The sequence below is a fragment of the Bacillus sp. TH19 genome (assembly GCF_016651075.1).
Taxonomy (GTDB): Bacteria; Bacillota; Bacilli; order Bacillales; family Bacillaceae_G; genus Bacillus_A; species Bacillus_A mycoides.
Window position 1 is genome coordinate 69,033 of record NZ_JAEKEO010000007.1, and the last position, 17,787, is coordinate 86,819.

16 protein-coding genes and 2 tRNA genes are annotated in these 17,787 nt (G+C 37.5%); all 18 read right to left on the reverse strand.

The features are described from left to right. Window positions 1–42 precede the first annotated feature (42 nt). Complete coding sequence (lysS, locus tag JFU54_RS04085) at window positions 43–1,542, reverse strand: lysine--tRNA ligase (RefSeq protein ID WP_002009709.1); 1,500 nt, start codon at window positions 1,540–1,542, stop codon at window positions 43–45. A gap of 160 nt (window positions 1,543–1,702) precedes the next feature. After that, window positions 1,703–2,701, reverse strand: a complete 999-nt coding sequence (gene dusB, locus JFU54_RS04090) for a tRNA dihydrouridine synthase DusB (RefSeq protein ID WP_002009708.1) — start codon at window positions 2,699–2,701, stop codon at window positions 1,703–1,705. 23 nt (window positions 2,702–2,724) lie between these two features. Next, window positions 2,725–2,928, reverse strand: coding sequence for a helix-turn-helix domain-containing protein (locus JFU54_RS04095; RefSeq protein WP_002009706.1), 204 nt, complete (start codon window positions 2,926–2,928; stop codon window positions 2,725–2,727). Further along, window positions 2,880–3,395 carry a 2-amino-4-hydroxy-6-hydroxymethyldihydropteridine diphosphokinase gene (gene folK / locus JFU54_RS04100; RefSeq protein ID WP_002138868.1) on the reverse strand — a complete coding sequence of 172 codons (516 nt, stop codon included), beginning with the start codon at window positions 3,393–3,395 and terminating at the stop codon, window positions 2,880–2,882. Before folK ends, JFU54_RS04095 begins: the two co-directional genes overlap by 49 nt. After that, on the reverse strand, window positions 3,392–3,754 hold the full coding sequence (gene folB, locus JFU54_RS04105) for a dihydroneopterin aldolase (RefSeq protein ID WP_000358063.1): 363 nt from the start codon (window positions 3,752–3,754) through the stop codon (window positions 3,392–3,394). Before folB ends, folK begins: the two co-directional genes overlap by 4 nt. Continuing rightward, window positions 3,755–4,615: a dihydropteroate synthase gene (folP, locus tag JFU54_RS04110; RefSeq protein WP_061689485.1), complete on the reverse strand. Its 861-nt coding sequence runs from the start codon at window positions 4,613–4,615 to the stop codon at window positions 3,755–3,757. Continuing rightward, a complete protein-coding gene (pabC, locus tag JFU54_RS04115) occupies window positions 4,590–5,462 on the reverse strand; it encodes an aminodeoxychorismate lyase (RefSeq protein ID WP_088038123.1) in 873 nt (290 codons plus the stop codon). Before pabC ends, folP begins: the two co-directional genes overlap by 26 nt. Further along, on the reverse strand, window positions 5,456–6,043 hold the full coding sequence (gene pabA, locus JFU54_RS04120; protein WP_002113273.1) for an aminodeoxychorismate/anthranilate synthase component II: 588 nt from the start codon (window positions 6,041–6,043) through the stop codon (window positions 5,456–5,458). The genes pabC and pabA overlap by 7 nt, the downstream gene beginning before the upstream one ends. Window positions 6,044–6,048: 5 nt before the next feature. Continuing rightward, window positions 6,049–7,446, reverse strand: coding sequence for an anthranilate synthase component I (gene trpE / locus JFU54_RS04125; protein ID WP_061689483.1), 1,398 nt, complete (start codon window positions 7,444–7,446; stop codon window positions 6,049–6,051). Between the two features lie 223 nt (window positions 7,447–7,669). Beyond that, complete coding sequence (gene cysK, locus JFU54_RS04130) at window positions 7,670–8,593, reverse strand: cysteine synthase A (protein WP_002130221.1); 924 nt, start codon at window positions 8,591–8,593, stop codon at window positions 7,670–7,672. A 117-nt stretch (window positions 8,594–8,710) separates the two neighbouring features. Next, on the reverse strand, window positions 8,711–9,586 hold the full coding sequence (hslO, locus tag JFU54_RS04135) for a redox-regulated molecular chaperone HslO (protein WP_002009693.1): 876 nt from the start codon (window positions 9,584–9,586) through the stop codon (window positions 8,711–8,713). Between the two features lie 6 nt (window positions 9,587–9,592). Continuing rightward, window positions 9,593–10,381, reverse strand: coding sequence for a type III pantothenate kinase (locus JFU54_RS04140; protein ID WP_002009692.1), 789 nt, complete (start codon window positions 10,379–10,381; stop codon window positions 9,593–9,595). 220 nt (window positions 10,382–10,601) lie between these two features. Further along, window positions 10,602–12,503, reverse strand: a complete 1,902-nt coding sequence (gene ftsH / locus JFU54_RS04145) for an ATP-dependent zinc metalloprotease FtsH (protein WP_002091565.1) — start codon at window positions 12,501–12,503, stop codon at window positions 10,602–10,604. Window positions 12,504–12,588: 85 nt separating this feature from the next. Further along, window positions 12,589–13,131, reverse strand: a complete 543-nt coding sequence (hpt, locus tag JFU54_RS04150) for a hypoxanthine phosphoribosyltransferase (protein WP_002124550.1) — start codon at window positions 13,129–13,131, stop codon at window positions 12,589–12,591. Continuing rightward, entirely contained in the window at window positions 13,128–14,558 is a 1,431-nt protein-coding gene (gene tilS / locus JFU54_RS04155) for a tRNA lysidine(34) synthetase TilS (protein WP_002107305.1), read from the reverse strand. Before tilS ends, hpt begins: the two co-directional genes overlap by 4 nt. 203 nt (window positions 14,559–14,761) lie before the next feature. Next, entirely contained in the window at window positions 14,762–17,233 is a 2,472-nt protein-coding gene (gene spoIIE / locus JFU54_RS04160; protein ID WP_002091571.1) for a stage II sporulation protein E, read from the reverse strand. A gap of 261 nt (window positions 17,234–17,494) precedes the next feature. Continuing rightward, window positions 17,495–17,566 (reverse strand) — tRNA-Glu (locus JFU54_RS04165). A 13-nt stretch (window positions 17,567–17,579) separates the two neighbouring features. Further along, window positions 17,580–17,653: transfer RNA gene (locus JFU54_RS04170), tRNA-Met, on the reverse strand. Window positions 17,654–17,787 lie beyond the last annotated feature (134 nt).

Genomic DNA, 17,787 nt, shown 5'->3' on the forward strand with positions numbered 1-17,787 from the left:
CAAATAAAGAAATAAAAAAAGCTTTGGAGAAATCTCCAAAGCTTAGTCTTGTTTATGGCGCATAGCTGGGAATAATAGTACGTCACGAATAGATGGTGCGTTTGTTAATAACATAACAAGACGATCAATACCGATTCCTAACCCACCCGTAGGAGGCATACCGTACTCAAGAGCTTCGATATAATCATCATCCATCATGTGAGCTTCGTCATTACCTTGCTCGCGCTCTTTTAGTTGAGCTTCAAAACGTTCTTTTTGATCGATTGGATCATTTAACTCAGTGAATGCATTTGCATGTTCACGCGCAACGATAAATAACTCGAAACGATCTGTGAATCGTGGATCTTCGTCATTCTTTTTCGCAAGTGGCGAAATTTCTACCGGATGACCGTAAATAAATGTTGGTTGGATTAATTTATCTTCTACTTTTTGTTCGAAGAACTCATTAATAATATGACCAACTTCCATTGTATTCTTAATTTCCACATTATGTTCTTTTGCAAGTTCACGCGCTTCTTCTACACTCATTGGATTCCAGAAATCTGCTCCAGAGTGTTGCTTAATTGCATCTACCATATGAAGACGTGTCCATTCTGGCTCTAGATTAATTTCATAATCACCATATTGGATTGTTGTTGTACCCAATACTTTTTTCGCGATATGAGCAACCATATTTTCTGTTAGTTTCATAATATCATTATAATCAGCGTACGCTTCATATAATTCAATCATCGTAAACTCAGGGTTATGACGAGTTGATACACCCTCATTACGGAATACACGGCCGATCTCATAAACCTTTTCTAATCCACCCACAATAAGACGTTTTAAATGAAGTTCAATTGCGATACGCATATATAATTCCATATCTAACGCATTATGGTGTGTAGTGAAAGGACGAGCAGACGCTCCACCTGCAATCGCGTGCATCATAGGCGTTTCCACTTCAAGATAACCGTTGTCATCTAAATATCTTCTCATTTCACGAATGATTTTACTACGGGTAACGAACGTTTCACGGCTTTCCATACTTGTAATTAAGTCCAAGTAACGTTGACGATAGCGTTGTTCAACATCTTTTAATCCATGGTATTTATCCGGTAATGGACGAAGGGATTTCGTTAAAAGTGTAAATCCTATTGCTTTTACTGAAAGTTCTCCAACGTTTGTTTTGAACACTTTACCTTCAATACCTACTAAGTCACCTAAATCTGCTGTCGTAAATAACTCGTACTCTTCATCTCCAACAGTATCTTTACGAACATAAATTTGAACTTGCCCCTGTAAATCTTGAATATGCGCAAATCCCGCTTTTCCTTTACCGCGTTTTGTCATAATACGACCAGCGATAGAAACAGTGATTTCTTTCTCTTCTAATTCTTCTTTAGAGAATTCTCCATATAGACTTACTAAGTCAGTTGTTGAATTTGTGCGTTCAAATCGTTTACCGAACGGATCGATTCCTTGCTCACGTAAATTATGTAGCTTTTCACGACGAACAAGCAATTGGTCGTTTAATTCTTCGTGGTTCATGTTATCCATGATATTAATATCACTCCAGCTCTATTAATTTTTACAATATATACAGTATAGCATTTTCTACTCAACTAGAAAAACTGCCAGCAACTAACTGGCAGTTCTTCTTTCTTTCACGTAATTATAGGAAGTGTATAGAAGAATGTCAATCTCCTATGCCCCCTTATTAACCAACATAAATTGTTTGTTGTTTCGCTTCTACTTCTTCTACAAATGCACCTAATACATTCGCAAGGTCTTCACGTGTGTCGCAAGTATTGATACCATTACGCACACTCGCATTACCACGAACACCTTTTAAATACCAAGCTGCATGCTTTCTCATCTCTCTTACGGCAACATTTTCGTTCTTTAAATCGATAAGACGATCTAGATGCAACATACATACATCAATTTTCTCACGCACTGTTGGTTCCGGCATTAACTCACCTGTCTCTAAATACTTTACCGTACGATAAATCATCCACGGATCTCCAAGAGCAGCGCGACCAATCATAACACCATCTACACCAATTTCATCAAGCATACGCTTTGCATCTTGTGGTGTTTCGACATCACCATTTCCGATAACCGGAATATTTACAGCCTGCTTTACTTGTTTAATAATATTCCAATCCGCTTTACCTTCATACATTTGCACTCGTGTACGCCCATGAACAGCTATCGCTTGTCCACCAGCACGCTCAACAGCTCTAGCATTTTCTATTGCGAAAATATGTTCTTCATCCCAACCAATACGCATTTTAACTGTAACTGGCTTTTCAACAGCATCTACAACCGCCGCTACCATCTCATATATTTTATTTGGGTCTAAAAGCCACTTTGCTCCTGCATCACACTTAGTGATTTTCGGTACTGGGCACCCCATATTAATATCAATAATGTCTGCTGTCGTATATTTATCTACGTATTTCGCAGCATCTACAAGAGTTTCTTTCTCTCCACCAAAAATTTGTAAACTTAATGGCTTTTCTCTCTCATCGATATATAACATATCTAATGTTCTTTTGTTATTAAGTAATATTGCCTTATCACTTACCATTTCAGCACAAACTAAACCTGCACCAAATTCTTTTACCGTCAAACGGAATGCAGAGTTACACACTCCCGCCATCGGTGCTAGTACAACTGGATTTTTCATCTCAATATTTGCAATCTTTAACACCCGACTTACTCCTTCCTTTACGGTCACTTTGGCATCAATTCGTCTATTGAAACGTTTAATGTTTTAGCGACTTCTACTACAAAATCTTGGGAAGGTGATCTATTGCCCCTCTCAACTTCACCTAAAACCGATACAGATACCCCTAATTCTTTCGCAAAACCTTCTTGCGTATAGCCTTTTAGCTTTCGAAAAGCACGAATGCGTCTTCCCCATTTTTCTGCTTCCATACCGTTACTCCCTCTCGCCTTTTCATTTCTTCTACTTGTGAACGTGAAATGTCTTGTTTTATATCTTGATTGATTTCTAACAACGGAACGATAACAAAAGCTCTTTCGAACATCCGCGGATGCGGAACAATAAGATTCTCTGCTTCAATATTTTCTTGATTATATAGTAAAATGTCAAGGTCGATGGTCCTCGGGCCCCATCTAATTTCCCTTTTTCTTCCTAGGTCATTCTCTACCCTTTGTGTTACTTTCAATAATTCTTGCGGTGATAAATTGGTAGAAATTTTTATAACTAAATTTAAAAAGCAATTTTGGTCAGTATAGCCAACCGGATCAGTTTCATATACAGACGAAACATCATCAACTTGGATATGCTGGTTTTTATTTAAAAACTGAATTGCTTCAGTTAAATAAGTATAACGCTCCCCAATATTGGAACCTAATGCAATGTACGCTATATTATTCATGGACGCTCTCTCGTAATTTCTACCGCTACAGCACGATAATGTCCTGGTATCGGCGGATCCGGTTTAATTACCTTAATTGTACACCGTGAAATACTCTCATATTGTTTCAATATATCTGTAGCGATATTTTCAGCGATACTCTCTACAAGCTTATACGTTCTATCTTCAACAACTTTTCTACACAGCTCAAAAAGTTCCCCGTAATTGACAGAATGCTCTAAGTCGTCACTTTCTCCTGCGCGTTTTAAATCCAACTCCACCGTTAAATCTACTTTAAATCTCTGACCTAATTTATTCTCTTCTGGGAATACACCATGATAACCGTAAAACTCCATATCATGGATATAAATTTTATCCAATTACTTTACCCCCTTACCAATCATCGCGTCCATCATCTTAGCCATACGCGCCATTTCTTTCACATCATGAACACGGATAAACTCACAGCCCTTTTCAATACCAAGACAAACGGTAGCTCCCGTTCCTTCAAGACGTTCCTCCACTGGTAAATCTAACACATGGCCAATAAAGGACTTTCTTGAAGTACCTAAGAGAACTGGGTAACCCAGTACATTTAACTGTTCTAAATTGCGCATCGCTTCTAAATTTTGCTCAGGTGTTTTCGCAAAACCGATACCTGGGTCTAAAATAATATTCTCATCTCGCACACCAGCATCTTTAGCAATTTTAATACTTTCATACAAATCAGCAATCATATCGGCCATTAAATTGCGGTAATTCATATTATCTCGGTTATGCATTAAGATAATGGGCACATCATAATAGGCTGCAACTTCAGCAATCCTCGGTTCCGCCTTCGCTCCCCAAATATCATTAATAATATGAGCACCAGCTTCAATCGCTTGTTTCGCAACCTCAGCTTTATACGTATCAATAGAAATAGGTAGCTTTACTTCTTTTGACACTGCCTGAATCATTGGAACAACTCGCTTTATTTCCTCTTCTACTGAAACTTTAGCGAAACCCGGACGGGTAGATTCGCCGCCAATATCAATAATATGGACACCTTCACTTTTCATTTCTTTCGCATGTCGCACCGCAGCATCTACTTCGTTGTAACTCCCACCATCAGAAAATGAATCTGGCGTTACATTTAAAATCCCCATAATTAATGTCTTTTCATTTAAGTTCAATGTATATTCGCCGCAGCGCAAATCATAATCCCACTTCAAACTACACATCTCCTCTTCGCAATTCATTTCTGCTCCACAATTTCTCTCTCTGCACTCCATAAAGATCCATAAGTCTTTTTGTAACCACTCCCACTTTACCCGGGAAATCTTTCTCTTCTATACGATAAAGGGGGACAATCTCTTGAATAGAGTTCGTTACGAACACTTCATCCGCTGAAAGCAATTCATCTTTTGTAAAGAAACCTTCCTTTACTTCTATATCTAGCTCTTCAGCAGCCTTTATAATAAACGCACGAGTGATTCCGTTTAAAATCCCTGTTTCTAATGAAGGAGTATATAAAATATCTCCTTTAACAAAAAAGAGATTCGAAACAATACCCTCTGCAACATAACCTGTTTCGGTAAGAAAAATACCTTCCTTATTCACAACATTTCCAATTTCGCGTTTCCCTAAAATATTATTTAAATAATGATGGGACTTCAAGCGAAATGCACCCTCTGGTGTATTTCTCACTTGCTTTAAAATAACTCCTTCTTTTTCCACTACATTCCCTGGAGCTGCTAAAGGTTTTATAAAAACAATAACAGACGGTTCTTCATATACTTCCGTTTGTAATCCTATTTCATCTATACCCGCCGATACATTTAAGCGCACATATGCATGCTTTAACCCATTCTTAACAAGTAGATTCTTTAAAATAAGCATCACTTCATCTTTTGTCATTGTCCATTTGATTTGCAATATATCGAGCGCATCCATTAAGCGTTCATAATGATCATCCAATAAAAAGAGATGACCATTATAAATACGAAATGTCTCAAAAACCCCAAGTCCATATAGGTAACCGTGGTCATAAGGAGAAATTTTCGCTTCACTCGCTTCTACATACGTGCCATTTACGTAAATTAACACGATGTCACACTTGGGCTATATTTGCGAATGAAATTCTGTAGCAACTCTTTCCCGTGAGAAGTCATAATAGATTCCGGATGGAATTGTACCCCTTCAATCGGCAACGTTTTATGACGAAGCGCCATAATTTCACCTTCTTCAGTCCAAGATGTTATCTCTAAACAATTCGGTAACGTCTCTTTTTTAACGATAAGAGAGTGATAACGTGTCGCGGTAAATGGATTTGGGATATCAGAAAAAATCGTCTGCCCATCATGATGCATTAAAGATGTTTTTCCATGCATCAAACGCTCTGCCCTGACAACATCCCCTCCAAATACTTGCGCAATTGATTGATGTCCAAGACAGACCCCAAAAATCGGAAGCTTACCTGCAAAATATTTAATAACATCCATACTGATTCCCGCCTCATTAGGACTACATGGACCTGGCGAAATCATTAAAAAATCTGGTTTCATATTCTCAATATCCGAAATAGTCACTTCATCATTACGCTTAACAACAAGCTCTTGTCCAAGTTCTCCAAGAAATTGCACTAAATTAAATGTAAAAGAATCATAATTATCAATCATTAATATCATTTCTCTCACCTAACCGTTTCTTCGCTACTTTCTTTTGCACGCCATAAAGCGATTGCTTTTTTTAACGACTCTTTATATTCATCTTTTGGATTTGAATCAATTACAATACCCGCTCCAGCTTGCACATGCGCTTGTCCATCTTTAGCAAGTAGTGTTCGGATTACAATATTCAATTCCGTATCTCCAGAATAACCAATCCAACCAATTGAACCCGTATAAATTCCTCGGCGAACAGGTTCTAATTCCTCAATGATTTCCATCGTACGTATTTTCGGGGCACCGGTAATTGTCCCACCAGGAAATACAGCCTTCACCAAATCGAAAGCATCTTTATCTGCTTCCACCTCACCACGCACATTAGAAACAATATGCATAACGTGTGAGTATTTTTCAATTACCATAAATTCATCTACTTCAACAGTGCCATATTTACAAACCCGGCCCAAGTCATTTCGTTCTAAATCCACAAGCATTACATGCTCTGCTCTTTCCTTTTCATTTTCAATTAATTCTTTCGCTAATTCTTCATCCTCTTGCTCACTTGCTCCTCGAGAGCGCGTACCAGCAATCGGTCTTGTACTCACTTCTTTTCCTTGCTTTTTAATTAGCAATTCAGGCGAAGCACTAACAATTTGAAAATCTCCAAACTCCAAGTAACCCATATATGGAGATGGATTAATTTCACGAAGACTTGTATATATTTCTAGTGGATGTGTTTGTAATGTTCTTTCTTGTCTTGTCGACAAGTTTACTTGAAACACATCACCCGCTCCAATATATTCTTGAATACGTTCAACGGCCTTCATAAAGCCCTCTTCCGTAAAAGCGACTGCTTCATTTTTCTTTTCAGGAGATTCAAACGGCATATTCACTTCGGGGGCTTCTTTCATCCAAAGACCCTTCCATTCATTTAATCGTTCTTCTGCCTCTTCACACTCATCTGCATAATGCGTAATAATCCATAATACTCTCTCCTGTTGATCATACACAAACACGTCATCAAATAACAAAAAGAATATGTCAGGTATATTAATATCATCCTTCGCAAGAGAAGAAAGTTTTTCAATATAACGGATACAATCATAACTAAAGTATCCAATTGCCCCACCCTGAAAAGGTGGGTACTCCGGATTATAATCCGTTTTCCATTTCTCCATATACGCTTGCATTAAATCTAATGGATTCCCTCGCTCTATTGTTTCCTTACCACTTTCACTTATATGTAACGTCTCATTCTTACCCTGAATTACCGCTACTGGATCCAGCCCAACAATGTTATAACGACCACCACGTCCACTTTCTAACAAAATATGTTGCGGCTTATCCTGAGAAAGAAATTTATATTGCTTAAAGAAATCTAACTGATATGGAATAGAAAGCGCTAAAGATTTTCTTCGTTGCATATCAACACCCCGTCTTCTGTTATCCCACCCTCTTAAGCCAATCAACTCAAACTACATAAAATTATTTATATAGAGAATGATTATACTTGAGGGCTAGTGAAAATAAATTAATTATACTACTTCTTATTTTACATGAAGTTTTCTAGTCATTCACTCTTTTCCTTTTTCCAATCAAAAAAGAAAAAGCATCCTTTTTTAAGGATGCTTTTCAAATCACATTCAATTATGACTCAAATTGATAAAGTGGTGTACTTAAATAACGTTCACCGTTACTTGGGATAATAACAAGTACCTTTTTCCCTTTACCTAATTTCTTCGCAACTTCTGTCGCTGCATAAACGACTGCTCCCGAAGAGATACCAACTAAAATACCTTCTTCTTTAGCCACTCTTCTCGCATATTCGAACGCTTGCTCCGTTTTCACTTGAATAATTTCATCATATACCTCTACATCCAATGTCTCCGGAACAAACCCCGCTCCAATTCCTTGGATCTTATGTGGTCCTGGCTTTCCACCAGATAATACTGGTGAATCCGCAGGTTCTACCGCGTAAATTTTGATATCTTTATAAGCCTCTTTCAGCACTTCACCGGCACCTGTAATTGTTCCACCTGTACCAATACCTGCGATAAACGCATCTAATTGATCCCCCATCTGTTCAACAATTTCTGGACCTGTTGTTATACGATGGATTTCTGGATTCGCTTGATTTTGGAACTGTTGTGGTATAAAGTACCCATGTTCTTCTGCTAATTCAGTTGCCTTTCGAATTGCTCCGCCCATTCCTTCAGGTCCTGGAGTCAATACTAATTCAGCACCGTAAGCGCGTAATAAATTACGACGCTCAATACTCATTGTTTCTGGCATTACTAAAATTGCCTTATATCCTTTAGCAGCTGCTACCATCGCTAAGCCAATACCTGTGTTACCACTTGTCGGCTCAATGATTGTATCGCCCTCTTTTAATAATCCTTTATTTTCAGCATCTTCAATCATAGCTAACGCGATACGATCTTTAACACTGCTCCCCGGATTCATAAATTCTAATTTTAAGTATACATCTGCGCTGTCTGATTCTACGATGCGGTTCAACTTAACGATCGGCGTTTTCCCGATTAATTCTGAAACTGATTGTGCCACTCGCATTCCTGTCACTCCTAACACCGAGTATTTTTATTGGTTTTATCTATATTTAGATTTTGTCAGAAAATTCCCTATTTGTCAATCTATTTGGGCGGCTGATTCTCCACCTAAACTTCTTTATTACAGCTTCTCAATTAGACTTGTAATATCTTCTTTAGCGAATTTATGTCGTTCATTACAGAAGTGACAGTGAACTTCCGTCTCTTCTTCTTCTGCACGGATTTGTTCTAACTCCGCTTTACCTAAACTAATTAGCACACTTTCAATACGCTCACGTGAACATGTACAATTAAATTGAACATCCATTGTTTCTAGCACTTTCACTTTATCTTCTCCAAGCACTTCATACAGTAATTCTTCTGGAGAAAGACCTTGTTCGATTAATTGTGATACCGGCGGGATTTGTTGAAGACGCTCTTCAATAAATGAAATTGTTTCTTCCTGCGCACCTGGCATAATTTGAAGAATGAATCCACCCGCCGCTAATACGCTATCATCTCCATTTACAAGAACACCAACACCTACAGAAGAAGGTGTCTGCTCAGAAACCGCGAAATAATATGTGAAATCTTCCCCTAGTTCTCCTGAAACAATGGGAGATTGACCAATAAACGGTTCACGCATACCGATATCTTTAATTACCGTTACAAATCCTTCTGTACCTACCGCTTGATATACACGTAATTTTCCTTGTTCCGTTCCTTCAAAATCAACATGCGGATTCGTTACATAACCACGTACATCCCCATTTGCATGAGCATCGACTAAGATAGGACCAATCGGGCCGTTACCCTCTACTTTAATCGTTAACTTCTGCTCGCCTTTTAACATAGCACCCATCATTGTACCCGCAGTTAAAGAACGACCAAGTGCCGCTGAAGCTGTTCTCCATGTATCATGACGCTTTTGCGCCTCACTTACTGTATTTGTTGTACGTACACTATAAGCACGAACCTCTCCATTAAACGCTAACGCTTTTACTAAATAATCTTTCATACTTATTTATTCACCCTTCTCATGTTGTAAATTTGCATTACGCTCATATAACATATACAAACCTTTTAACGTTAAAAACGGATCTACAATATCAATTACATTTGATTCTTCTGAAATTAATTTTGCTAATCCACCTGTTGCAATAACTTTCGGTTCTTGCTTAGCTTCTTCCTTCATACGCTTAACAATACCTTCCACTTGTCCAACGTATCCATAAAGAATACCTGATTGCATTGCACTTACTGTATTCTTCCCGATAACACTACCCGGTTTTGTAATTTCAATACGAGGAAGCTTTGCTGCCCTGCTATATAAAGCCTCTGCCGAAATCATAATTCCTGGCGTAATGACGCCACCCATATAATGCTTCTCTTCGTTAATATAACAATATGTAGTAGCCGTACCAAAATCAACAATAATAAGCGGACTTCCATATAAGTGGATTCCTGCTACTGCATTTACAATTCGGTCCGCGCCTACTTCACGTGGATTTTCATATTTAATATTCAAGCCAGTTTTTATCCCAGGCCCCACTACAAGCGGTTTAATTTTAAAATACTTTTCACACATACGCTCTAAAGCGAACATAATTGGCGGTACGACTGAAGACACAATAATACCTTTCACATCTTCAAAAGAAAGACCTTCATGCTCAAGTAACTGCTTTACAAGCATCCCATACTCATCTTCTGTTTTATGACGATCTGTTTCCATGCGCCAATGCTGACGAAGTTCTCCCTCTTCAAACACACCTAGTACCGCATTTGTGTTCCCTACATCCAATACAAAAATCATATTCTCACCACTTATCTTATTTAATCTATATTTGCGCAGTATGTATAAAACTTATAAAAACATCATATCACACATACTTATATAATCATTTTTTCTATACTCATCATTGTACAAAAAGATTACTCTCTATTTCAATTTTTAATAATAGTTTCATTCAATTTTTTTGCCAATTAAATTCATTCCACAAAAAAAAGGAGTGACTATTGTCACTCCTTTTTTCTTACTTATCTTCTGTATCTTCATCGTCTTTCTTCATATTGATGTTTACTTTCACATCATCTGAAGATGTTGGACGCTCAGGTAATCTGCCATAATCATATAAATGATTAATTTGCTCTGCATCTAATGTTTCTACTTCAAGTAACGTTTTCGCGATAATATCAAGCTTATCTCGTTTTTCAGTAAGAATTTGTTTCGCACGAGCATAACAGTCTTTAATAATTATTTGCATTTCCACATCAATTTCATGCGCGATTGCATCACTGTAGTTTTGTTCTGAATGGAAGTCTCTTCCTAAGAATACCTGACCACCTTGTGAGCTACCAAATTGCATCGGTCCAAGCTTATCACTCATCCCGAATTCTGTAACCATACGTCTTGCAATACCAGTCGCACGTTGGAAGTCGTTGTGAGCACCTGTACTTGCTTCACCAAATACAATCTCCTCAGCTACTCGACCACCAAGTAAACCAGTGATTTTATCAAGTAACTCTGGTTTTGTCATGAAGTAACGATCTTCCTTCGGAAGCATTACCGCATATCCACCAGCTTGACCACGAGGGACAATTGTTACTTTATGAACGATATCTGCTTCATCAAGGACAACACCAATTACAGTATGGCCAGCCTCATGGAATGCAACGATATTACGTTCTTTTTCAGAGATAACGCGACTTTTCTTAGCTGGACCTGCAATAACACGATCCGTCGCTTCATCGATGTCACTCATATCAATTTTCTTCTTATCTTGACGCGCAGCTACTAAAGCAGCTTCGTTTAATAAGTTTTCAAGATCGGCACCAGAGAATCCTGGTGTACGAGTTGCAATTGCTCTTAAGTTGACATTCTCATCAAGCGGTTTATTACGAGCGTGTACCTTAAGTACAGCTTCACGACCATTTACATCTGGACGATCTACTGTAATTTGACGGTCAAAACGACCTGGACGTAATAACGCTGGATCAAGAATATCAGGACGGTTTGTCGCAGCGATGATAATAATACCTTCATTTGCACCGAATCCATCCATTTCAACAAGCAATTGGTTCAACGTTTGTTCACGCTCATCATGACCACCGCCAAGACCCGCGCCACGTTGACGTCCTACTGCATCAATTTCATCAATGAAAATGATACAAGGAGCATTTTTCTTTGCGTTTTCAAATAAATCACGTACACGGGATGCACCGACACCGACGAACATCTCTACGAAGTCAGAACCACTAATAGAGAAGAACGGAACGCCTGCTTCACCTGCAACAGCACGTGCTAGTAAAGTTTTACCTGTACCTGGAGGTCCCACTAATAGAACACCCTTCGGAATACGGGCACCAACTTCAGCGAACTTACGAGGGTCTTTCAAGAATTCAACTACCTCAACAAGTTCTTGTTTCTCTTCATCCGCTCCAGCAACATCTCTGAAACGAATTTTTTTCTTTTCATCATTGTATAGCTTCGCCTTACTTTTCCCGAAGTTCATAACACGGCTACCGCCGCCCTGAGCTTGGTTTAATAAGAAGAAGAATAAAATGAAGATAATGACAAACGGAATGATAGAAGTAAAGAACGTTACCCAAGCACTTGTTTCTTCTGCTGGTTGATACTTAACTTCAGCCCCTTGCGCTTTATCATTAATTTTCTTTTGTAATTCCTCAGTATTTGGTGCATAAGTAACAAATTGTTCTCCTTGGCTAGAAGTCTTGAATTGTCCCTTTACCTCAAACACACCATTTTTCGGTTGAAGCTGCACATTACGCACTTCACCTTTTTCAAGTTGAGTAATGAATTTATCGTAGCTAACTGATGTCGTTTTTTGCGTCGAACCATTAAAATAGCTCACGATTCCAATTACTACTAAGAATATCAGTAAATAAAAGATGGTATTACGGAAGATACGATTCATTCCTAACCTCCTCTCACGGCATAAACACTATAGTAAATCGTAACATAAAAAAAATTTCCTATACAATTGTAACGCCTATATTTAATTAATTTGAGTAAACACTTGGTTTTAATACTCCTACATAAGGAAGATTACGGTACTGCTCTTTATAATCTAATCCATATCCTACAACAAATTCATGAGGAACAGTAAATCCAACATAATCTGCTTTCAGATCAACCTTACGACCTGTTGGCTTATCTAATAAAGTAACAATTTTTACAGATTTCGCTTTACGATATTTAAACAGATCCACTAAATAGCTTAGTGTAAGACCGCTATCAATAATATCTTCAACGATTAAAATATCGCGACCTTCTACCGAAGTATCAAGATCTTTTAAGATTTTTACTTCGCCTGTCGAAACTGTAGAGTGACCGTAGCTAGATACAGCCATAAAATCCATTTCAAGATATGTATCTGTTCTCTTTAATAAATCTGCCATAAATGGCATTGCACCCTTTAGTACACCAATCGCAAGAGGTACTGTATTTTTGTAATCCTCTGCAATAACTGCACCTAGTTCGTGCACCTTTTCTTGTATTTGTTCTTCAGAAATTAATACTTTTTCGATATCTTGATTCATCATTTCATTATCCTCCCGGAAGACTCCTTGCTTTTGTAGTGAATAATCATGTATTTACCCTTCTTTGCTAGCTCTTTCGAAGTAGCAAACGCAGATCGTTTCAACAAGGGTACCCAAATAATATTTCCACTTGCGTCACAAACGATCGGCCATTCTTCTCTTTTTTCTTTTGGTACTTTTGCTTCGATAAAAACAGCTTTTATCTTTTTTGTGCCATCCATACCTTGCATTGACATGCGATCTCCATTTTCCCTAGACCGAATACGAAGTGGATACGATATATCATTATACTTAGCAACAAATACTGTTTCATTCATGTTACTCGGTATATCTTCGCTCACCTCTGTTACAAGTTTATCCCCATTCGGCAATATAATTGTCCCAGGTACTGATAAATCTTGCGAAAAAGGAGAAACAATTTCTTGTTTAAATCCAAAACCACATTCTTCGTATGTGCGAACAATTTTCAAACCACCTGGAAAATCTAGTGAACCTGAAGGTTGTGCCCGCTTAAAAAATTCAATCACCTTGTCAATATGTATAGAAGAAAGCGAAGATGGAATCTTATATTCATAAAGATAGTTTAATATTAGTTGAATCCCTCTTCTTTGTAAAGGCATAGACATGGATTCAAAGGCAGGAATTGATAAGCTAATTTGTTTATCGCTTTTTTTTGTAATTACTTTATTCATTTTCTCAAAAGCTAATTCCTGCAAATAAGCCTCATCCTCTTGCATCTGCACGCTAAATTTTTGAAATTTCTCATGCATTTGTGGATTTTCTTCTTTCAAATAAGGAAGGACATATTTACGTAATCGATTCCTTGTATATACTTCTTTTTTATTACTCGGATCTATACGCGGAATAACTTTTAATTTATTACAGTAATCAACAATTTCTTCCTTAGTTACCCCAAGTAACGGCCTAATTAAATATCCATTATGAAAAGATCGCTTCACTGCAATTCCTGCGTATCCTTTCGGAGTACTCCCTCGTACAAGGCGCATTAAAATCGTCTCTACTTGATCATCTCCATGGTGACCAAGAGCTACATATCTCGCATCATATTTCTTCATTATTCTTTCCAAAAATGCATATCTGCATTCTCTAGCTGCAACTTGTGCATTCATTCCATATTGCTGTTGATATTGCGACACATTAATTCTTAGCGTTTCACAAATAACTCCTAGCTCTTTGCAAAGACCCTGTACAAACTGTAAATCCTCATAAGATTCATTACCTCTAAACATATGGTCCACATGTGCTACTACAATTTCTAGCTGTTTTTCTGCCCTTTTTTCTAACAAATAATATAAAAGAGCCAAAGAGTCAGGACCACCAGAAACCCCTACAACAATTGTTGAATGTTTCTTTAATACATCATGCTGCTTTACAAAGTCATCTACTTTTTCAACAAATGCATCTTTCAACTTCGCAATCACCTTTCATTAAACAAGAACAACAACATTAGTTACCTTGTATATAATGGTACAACTTTTACAAACATTGTGCAAAAAAAAGATGTACAAAATCCATATTTTTATCTTACATCCCTCCTGTATATTTAACAAAGTAATCACATTACCTTTTTAATCAAAAAAACCTAGGCATCTACCTAGGTTTTTTGATTATTTTATTGCGCCTGCATTCCTACTATTGGAATCGTAGCCCACTTCGGCATATTTTTCTTTACTTTCGCCACCACAATAGTCATATCATCATTTATATAACCATCACCAGAGCGAATTACTTCTTCCATAATAATATCAGCGATTTCCTGTGGGTCCTCTGTTTGTAGTTCTTTAATTTTACGTTTTATCCATAATTCGTGATTCTCCACATGTTGCGCTCCCTCAAAGATGCCGTCACTCATCATGATAAGAAGATCACCCGTTTTTAATTGCTCACCAACCACATCAACTTCAACATCTTCAATGATTCCCATCGGTAAATTACTTGCCTCAATTTTCAAAATATTATTTCCGCGTTTAACAAAACTCGGCGTCGATCCAATCTTTAAAAACTTCGCACTCGCATCCCGTAAATCTACCATAGCCAAGTCAAGCGTTGTATACATCTCCTCTGTCGTCCTTAAAGAAAGAATCGAATTGATGGACTTAATCGCTATTTCTTCATCAATACCTGATTGAAGTATCTTTTGTAATAATTTTACCGTTTCCCTACTCTCCATATGAGCCCTTTGTCCATTTCCCATACCATCACTAATCGCAAGTGCATATTTACCAACGCTCAAATCCATCATCGCGTAGGAATCACCTGAAATAAACCCACCACCTTTTGCAGCTGTGGCCAATCCTGTATCAAGAGAATACGTCTTCGCTGAACCAAATGATATTAAACTGTGCCCATTTGGATATGAGGATTTCTCTTCATGCTTAACGACGATATTCTCTTTTAAAATATCTGAAAGCATTGGAGCAACCAACTTCTCACATTCCCCATGTTCATTAGATGCAGCCGGAATCAACATTTCAATATCAATACTTCCTCTATCTAAACAATAAATATCAACATGCTCCACTTCGACACCAAAATCACGAAACGCTTGTAAAATTTGCTCCTCCTGCGCTTGATGGTTCTCTCTTTCTCGTTGTATCTCCTTAGCGAAATCCTCCATCACTTTTGATACACCTAGTAATTGCTCCGCTACAATTCTACGATTTTCCTTCATTTGTTTTCTTAATTTCTGCCCCTCATAGAAGTGATCTAATTCACCTGCTACTAAATCCGTTACTTTCTTCCCTCTCACACAATGCTTGTCCCATTCACGAACTAACTTCCGATTATGTTGCAGCGTTCCTTCTTCTGTTTCACTCATTATTTGTTTCATATAATCGTATGTTTTATCAAAATTAACTACCCAACATTGATCCTTCTTAAAGCATGTTTGACATGTTTTTGCAGTAATTGTACTTAAAAATAAATCAGCTTCTGTTTCTTTATCTTCCTCCTCCACATACCCGTATACAGAAAAGCTATTAGACAAAGCAGCAAATACATTAGCAAATTGATTGATTTTGTTTGCTGTAACATCGCGCACTCTTCTTAAATATTGTTGTTGATCCTGTGAATGTTCCTGTGTACCCGGCATAAATTTAGCAATACGATCCATAACAAGCTTCGGTGTTAATAAGAAGAAAACAATTGCTACACCAGATTCAATTAAAGTTGTTACAATACTTGTTTGCTTGTCTACATATAATGTAATTAAGCTTGTACCAATTAATAAACCTAAACTAACTCCTATACGCTTCCCTTCTTTTAACAATCCCCCAAGCAATCCTGAAAAGGCAAGGAGACTAAGTTGAGACAAGCTCGCCACATTTGCTAAACTTAATATTAACCCAGTGACAACTCCTACCGTGGACCCTGTAGCTGCCCCTGCAATAAAGGCAAATACTAATACTAAATATCTAGTGAAAATATGTTGAATAGAAGCATCATAAACAAACCAATCTGTTGTGCCCGTTAAAACAGATGCTAGTAATATAATTAAACAAACAATTTCTTCTGTTTCTAACGCTTGTTGCTTCCCTTTCCTTTCCACTAAAAGCGGAACACTTTGTAAAAATATCATCGTTAATACGAAGCTAAGCCCCGCTTCGATCGTACTGACGAGCAGATCATACATGGTGACGGTTTGCTGTGCAAAATATACAACAACTAAATGTGCGGTTAATGCGGAGATAAATACTTGGAATGGTACAAGTCCAACAGTTTTACGTGTAAACCGACTAAAGAAGATATTATAAATAAAGAAGGTAAAGATAGATGCAAAAGTAAAAAATAAATTATCTATTGAAACTGAAAGTGCTCCCCCCATTAGGGCTAAGAACGCGAGCGGCATTTTATCTCGCTTCATAACATAAACAGCAGCAAAAAACGGCAATGCAAACGGTAAAATGTTTGTTAATATATATGCTCGTCCCAAAAGAAAACCAATAACAGCAATAATGAATCCCCATCTAAAGAAAACTTTTTCAAACTTCATTCGCAACTTACTCGTCCACTTTATTGTTCCAAGCTGACTTTCATTCATCGCCAATGCACTTGTATTCATAGTATTCCTTCCTGCTTTAGGCATATTTTTAACACCACCTGCATAGTTTAATTACTGTAATTATAAAAGATGATTATTGGTTTTTTTGTCAAAACAACAGTTTTGACTTTTATAATCGTTCGACTTTTTATTCGAAATAAATCTACATATATACATAGTATTTAATTTATTTAAAGTTAGTTGAAAGAATGTTCAGAAAATATAGGATGATTTTGTAGAAGTATTGTACGTCTTAATTTATATTTAACAAAAAAAGACCATGCAAATTTGCATGATCTTTTTAGATGACCCGTACGGGATTCGAACCCGTGTTACCGCCGTGAAAGGGCGGTGTCTTAACCACTTGACCAACGGGCCGTTAAATTAAATATAGCGGCGGAGGGGATCGAACCCCCGACCTCACGGGTATGAACCGTACGCTCTAGCCAGCTGAGCTACACCGCCATGTCGTCGTATTTAACGGACAATTAGTATATTACATCAGATATATTTTAAAGTCAATACATCTCAAAAACTTTTTTAAAAATATATTCTCTCACATAAAAAAGTACCCGAGTAATTACTCTGGGCACCTCTCT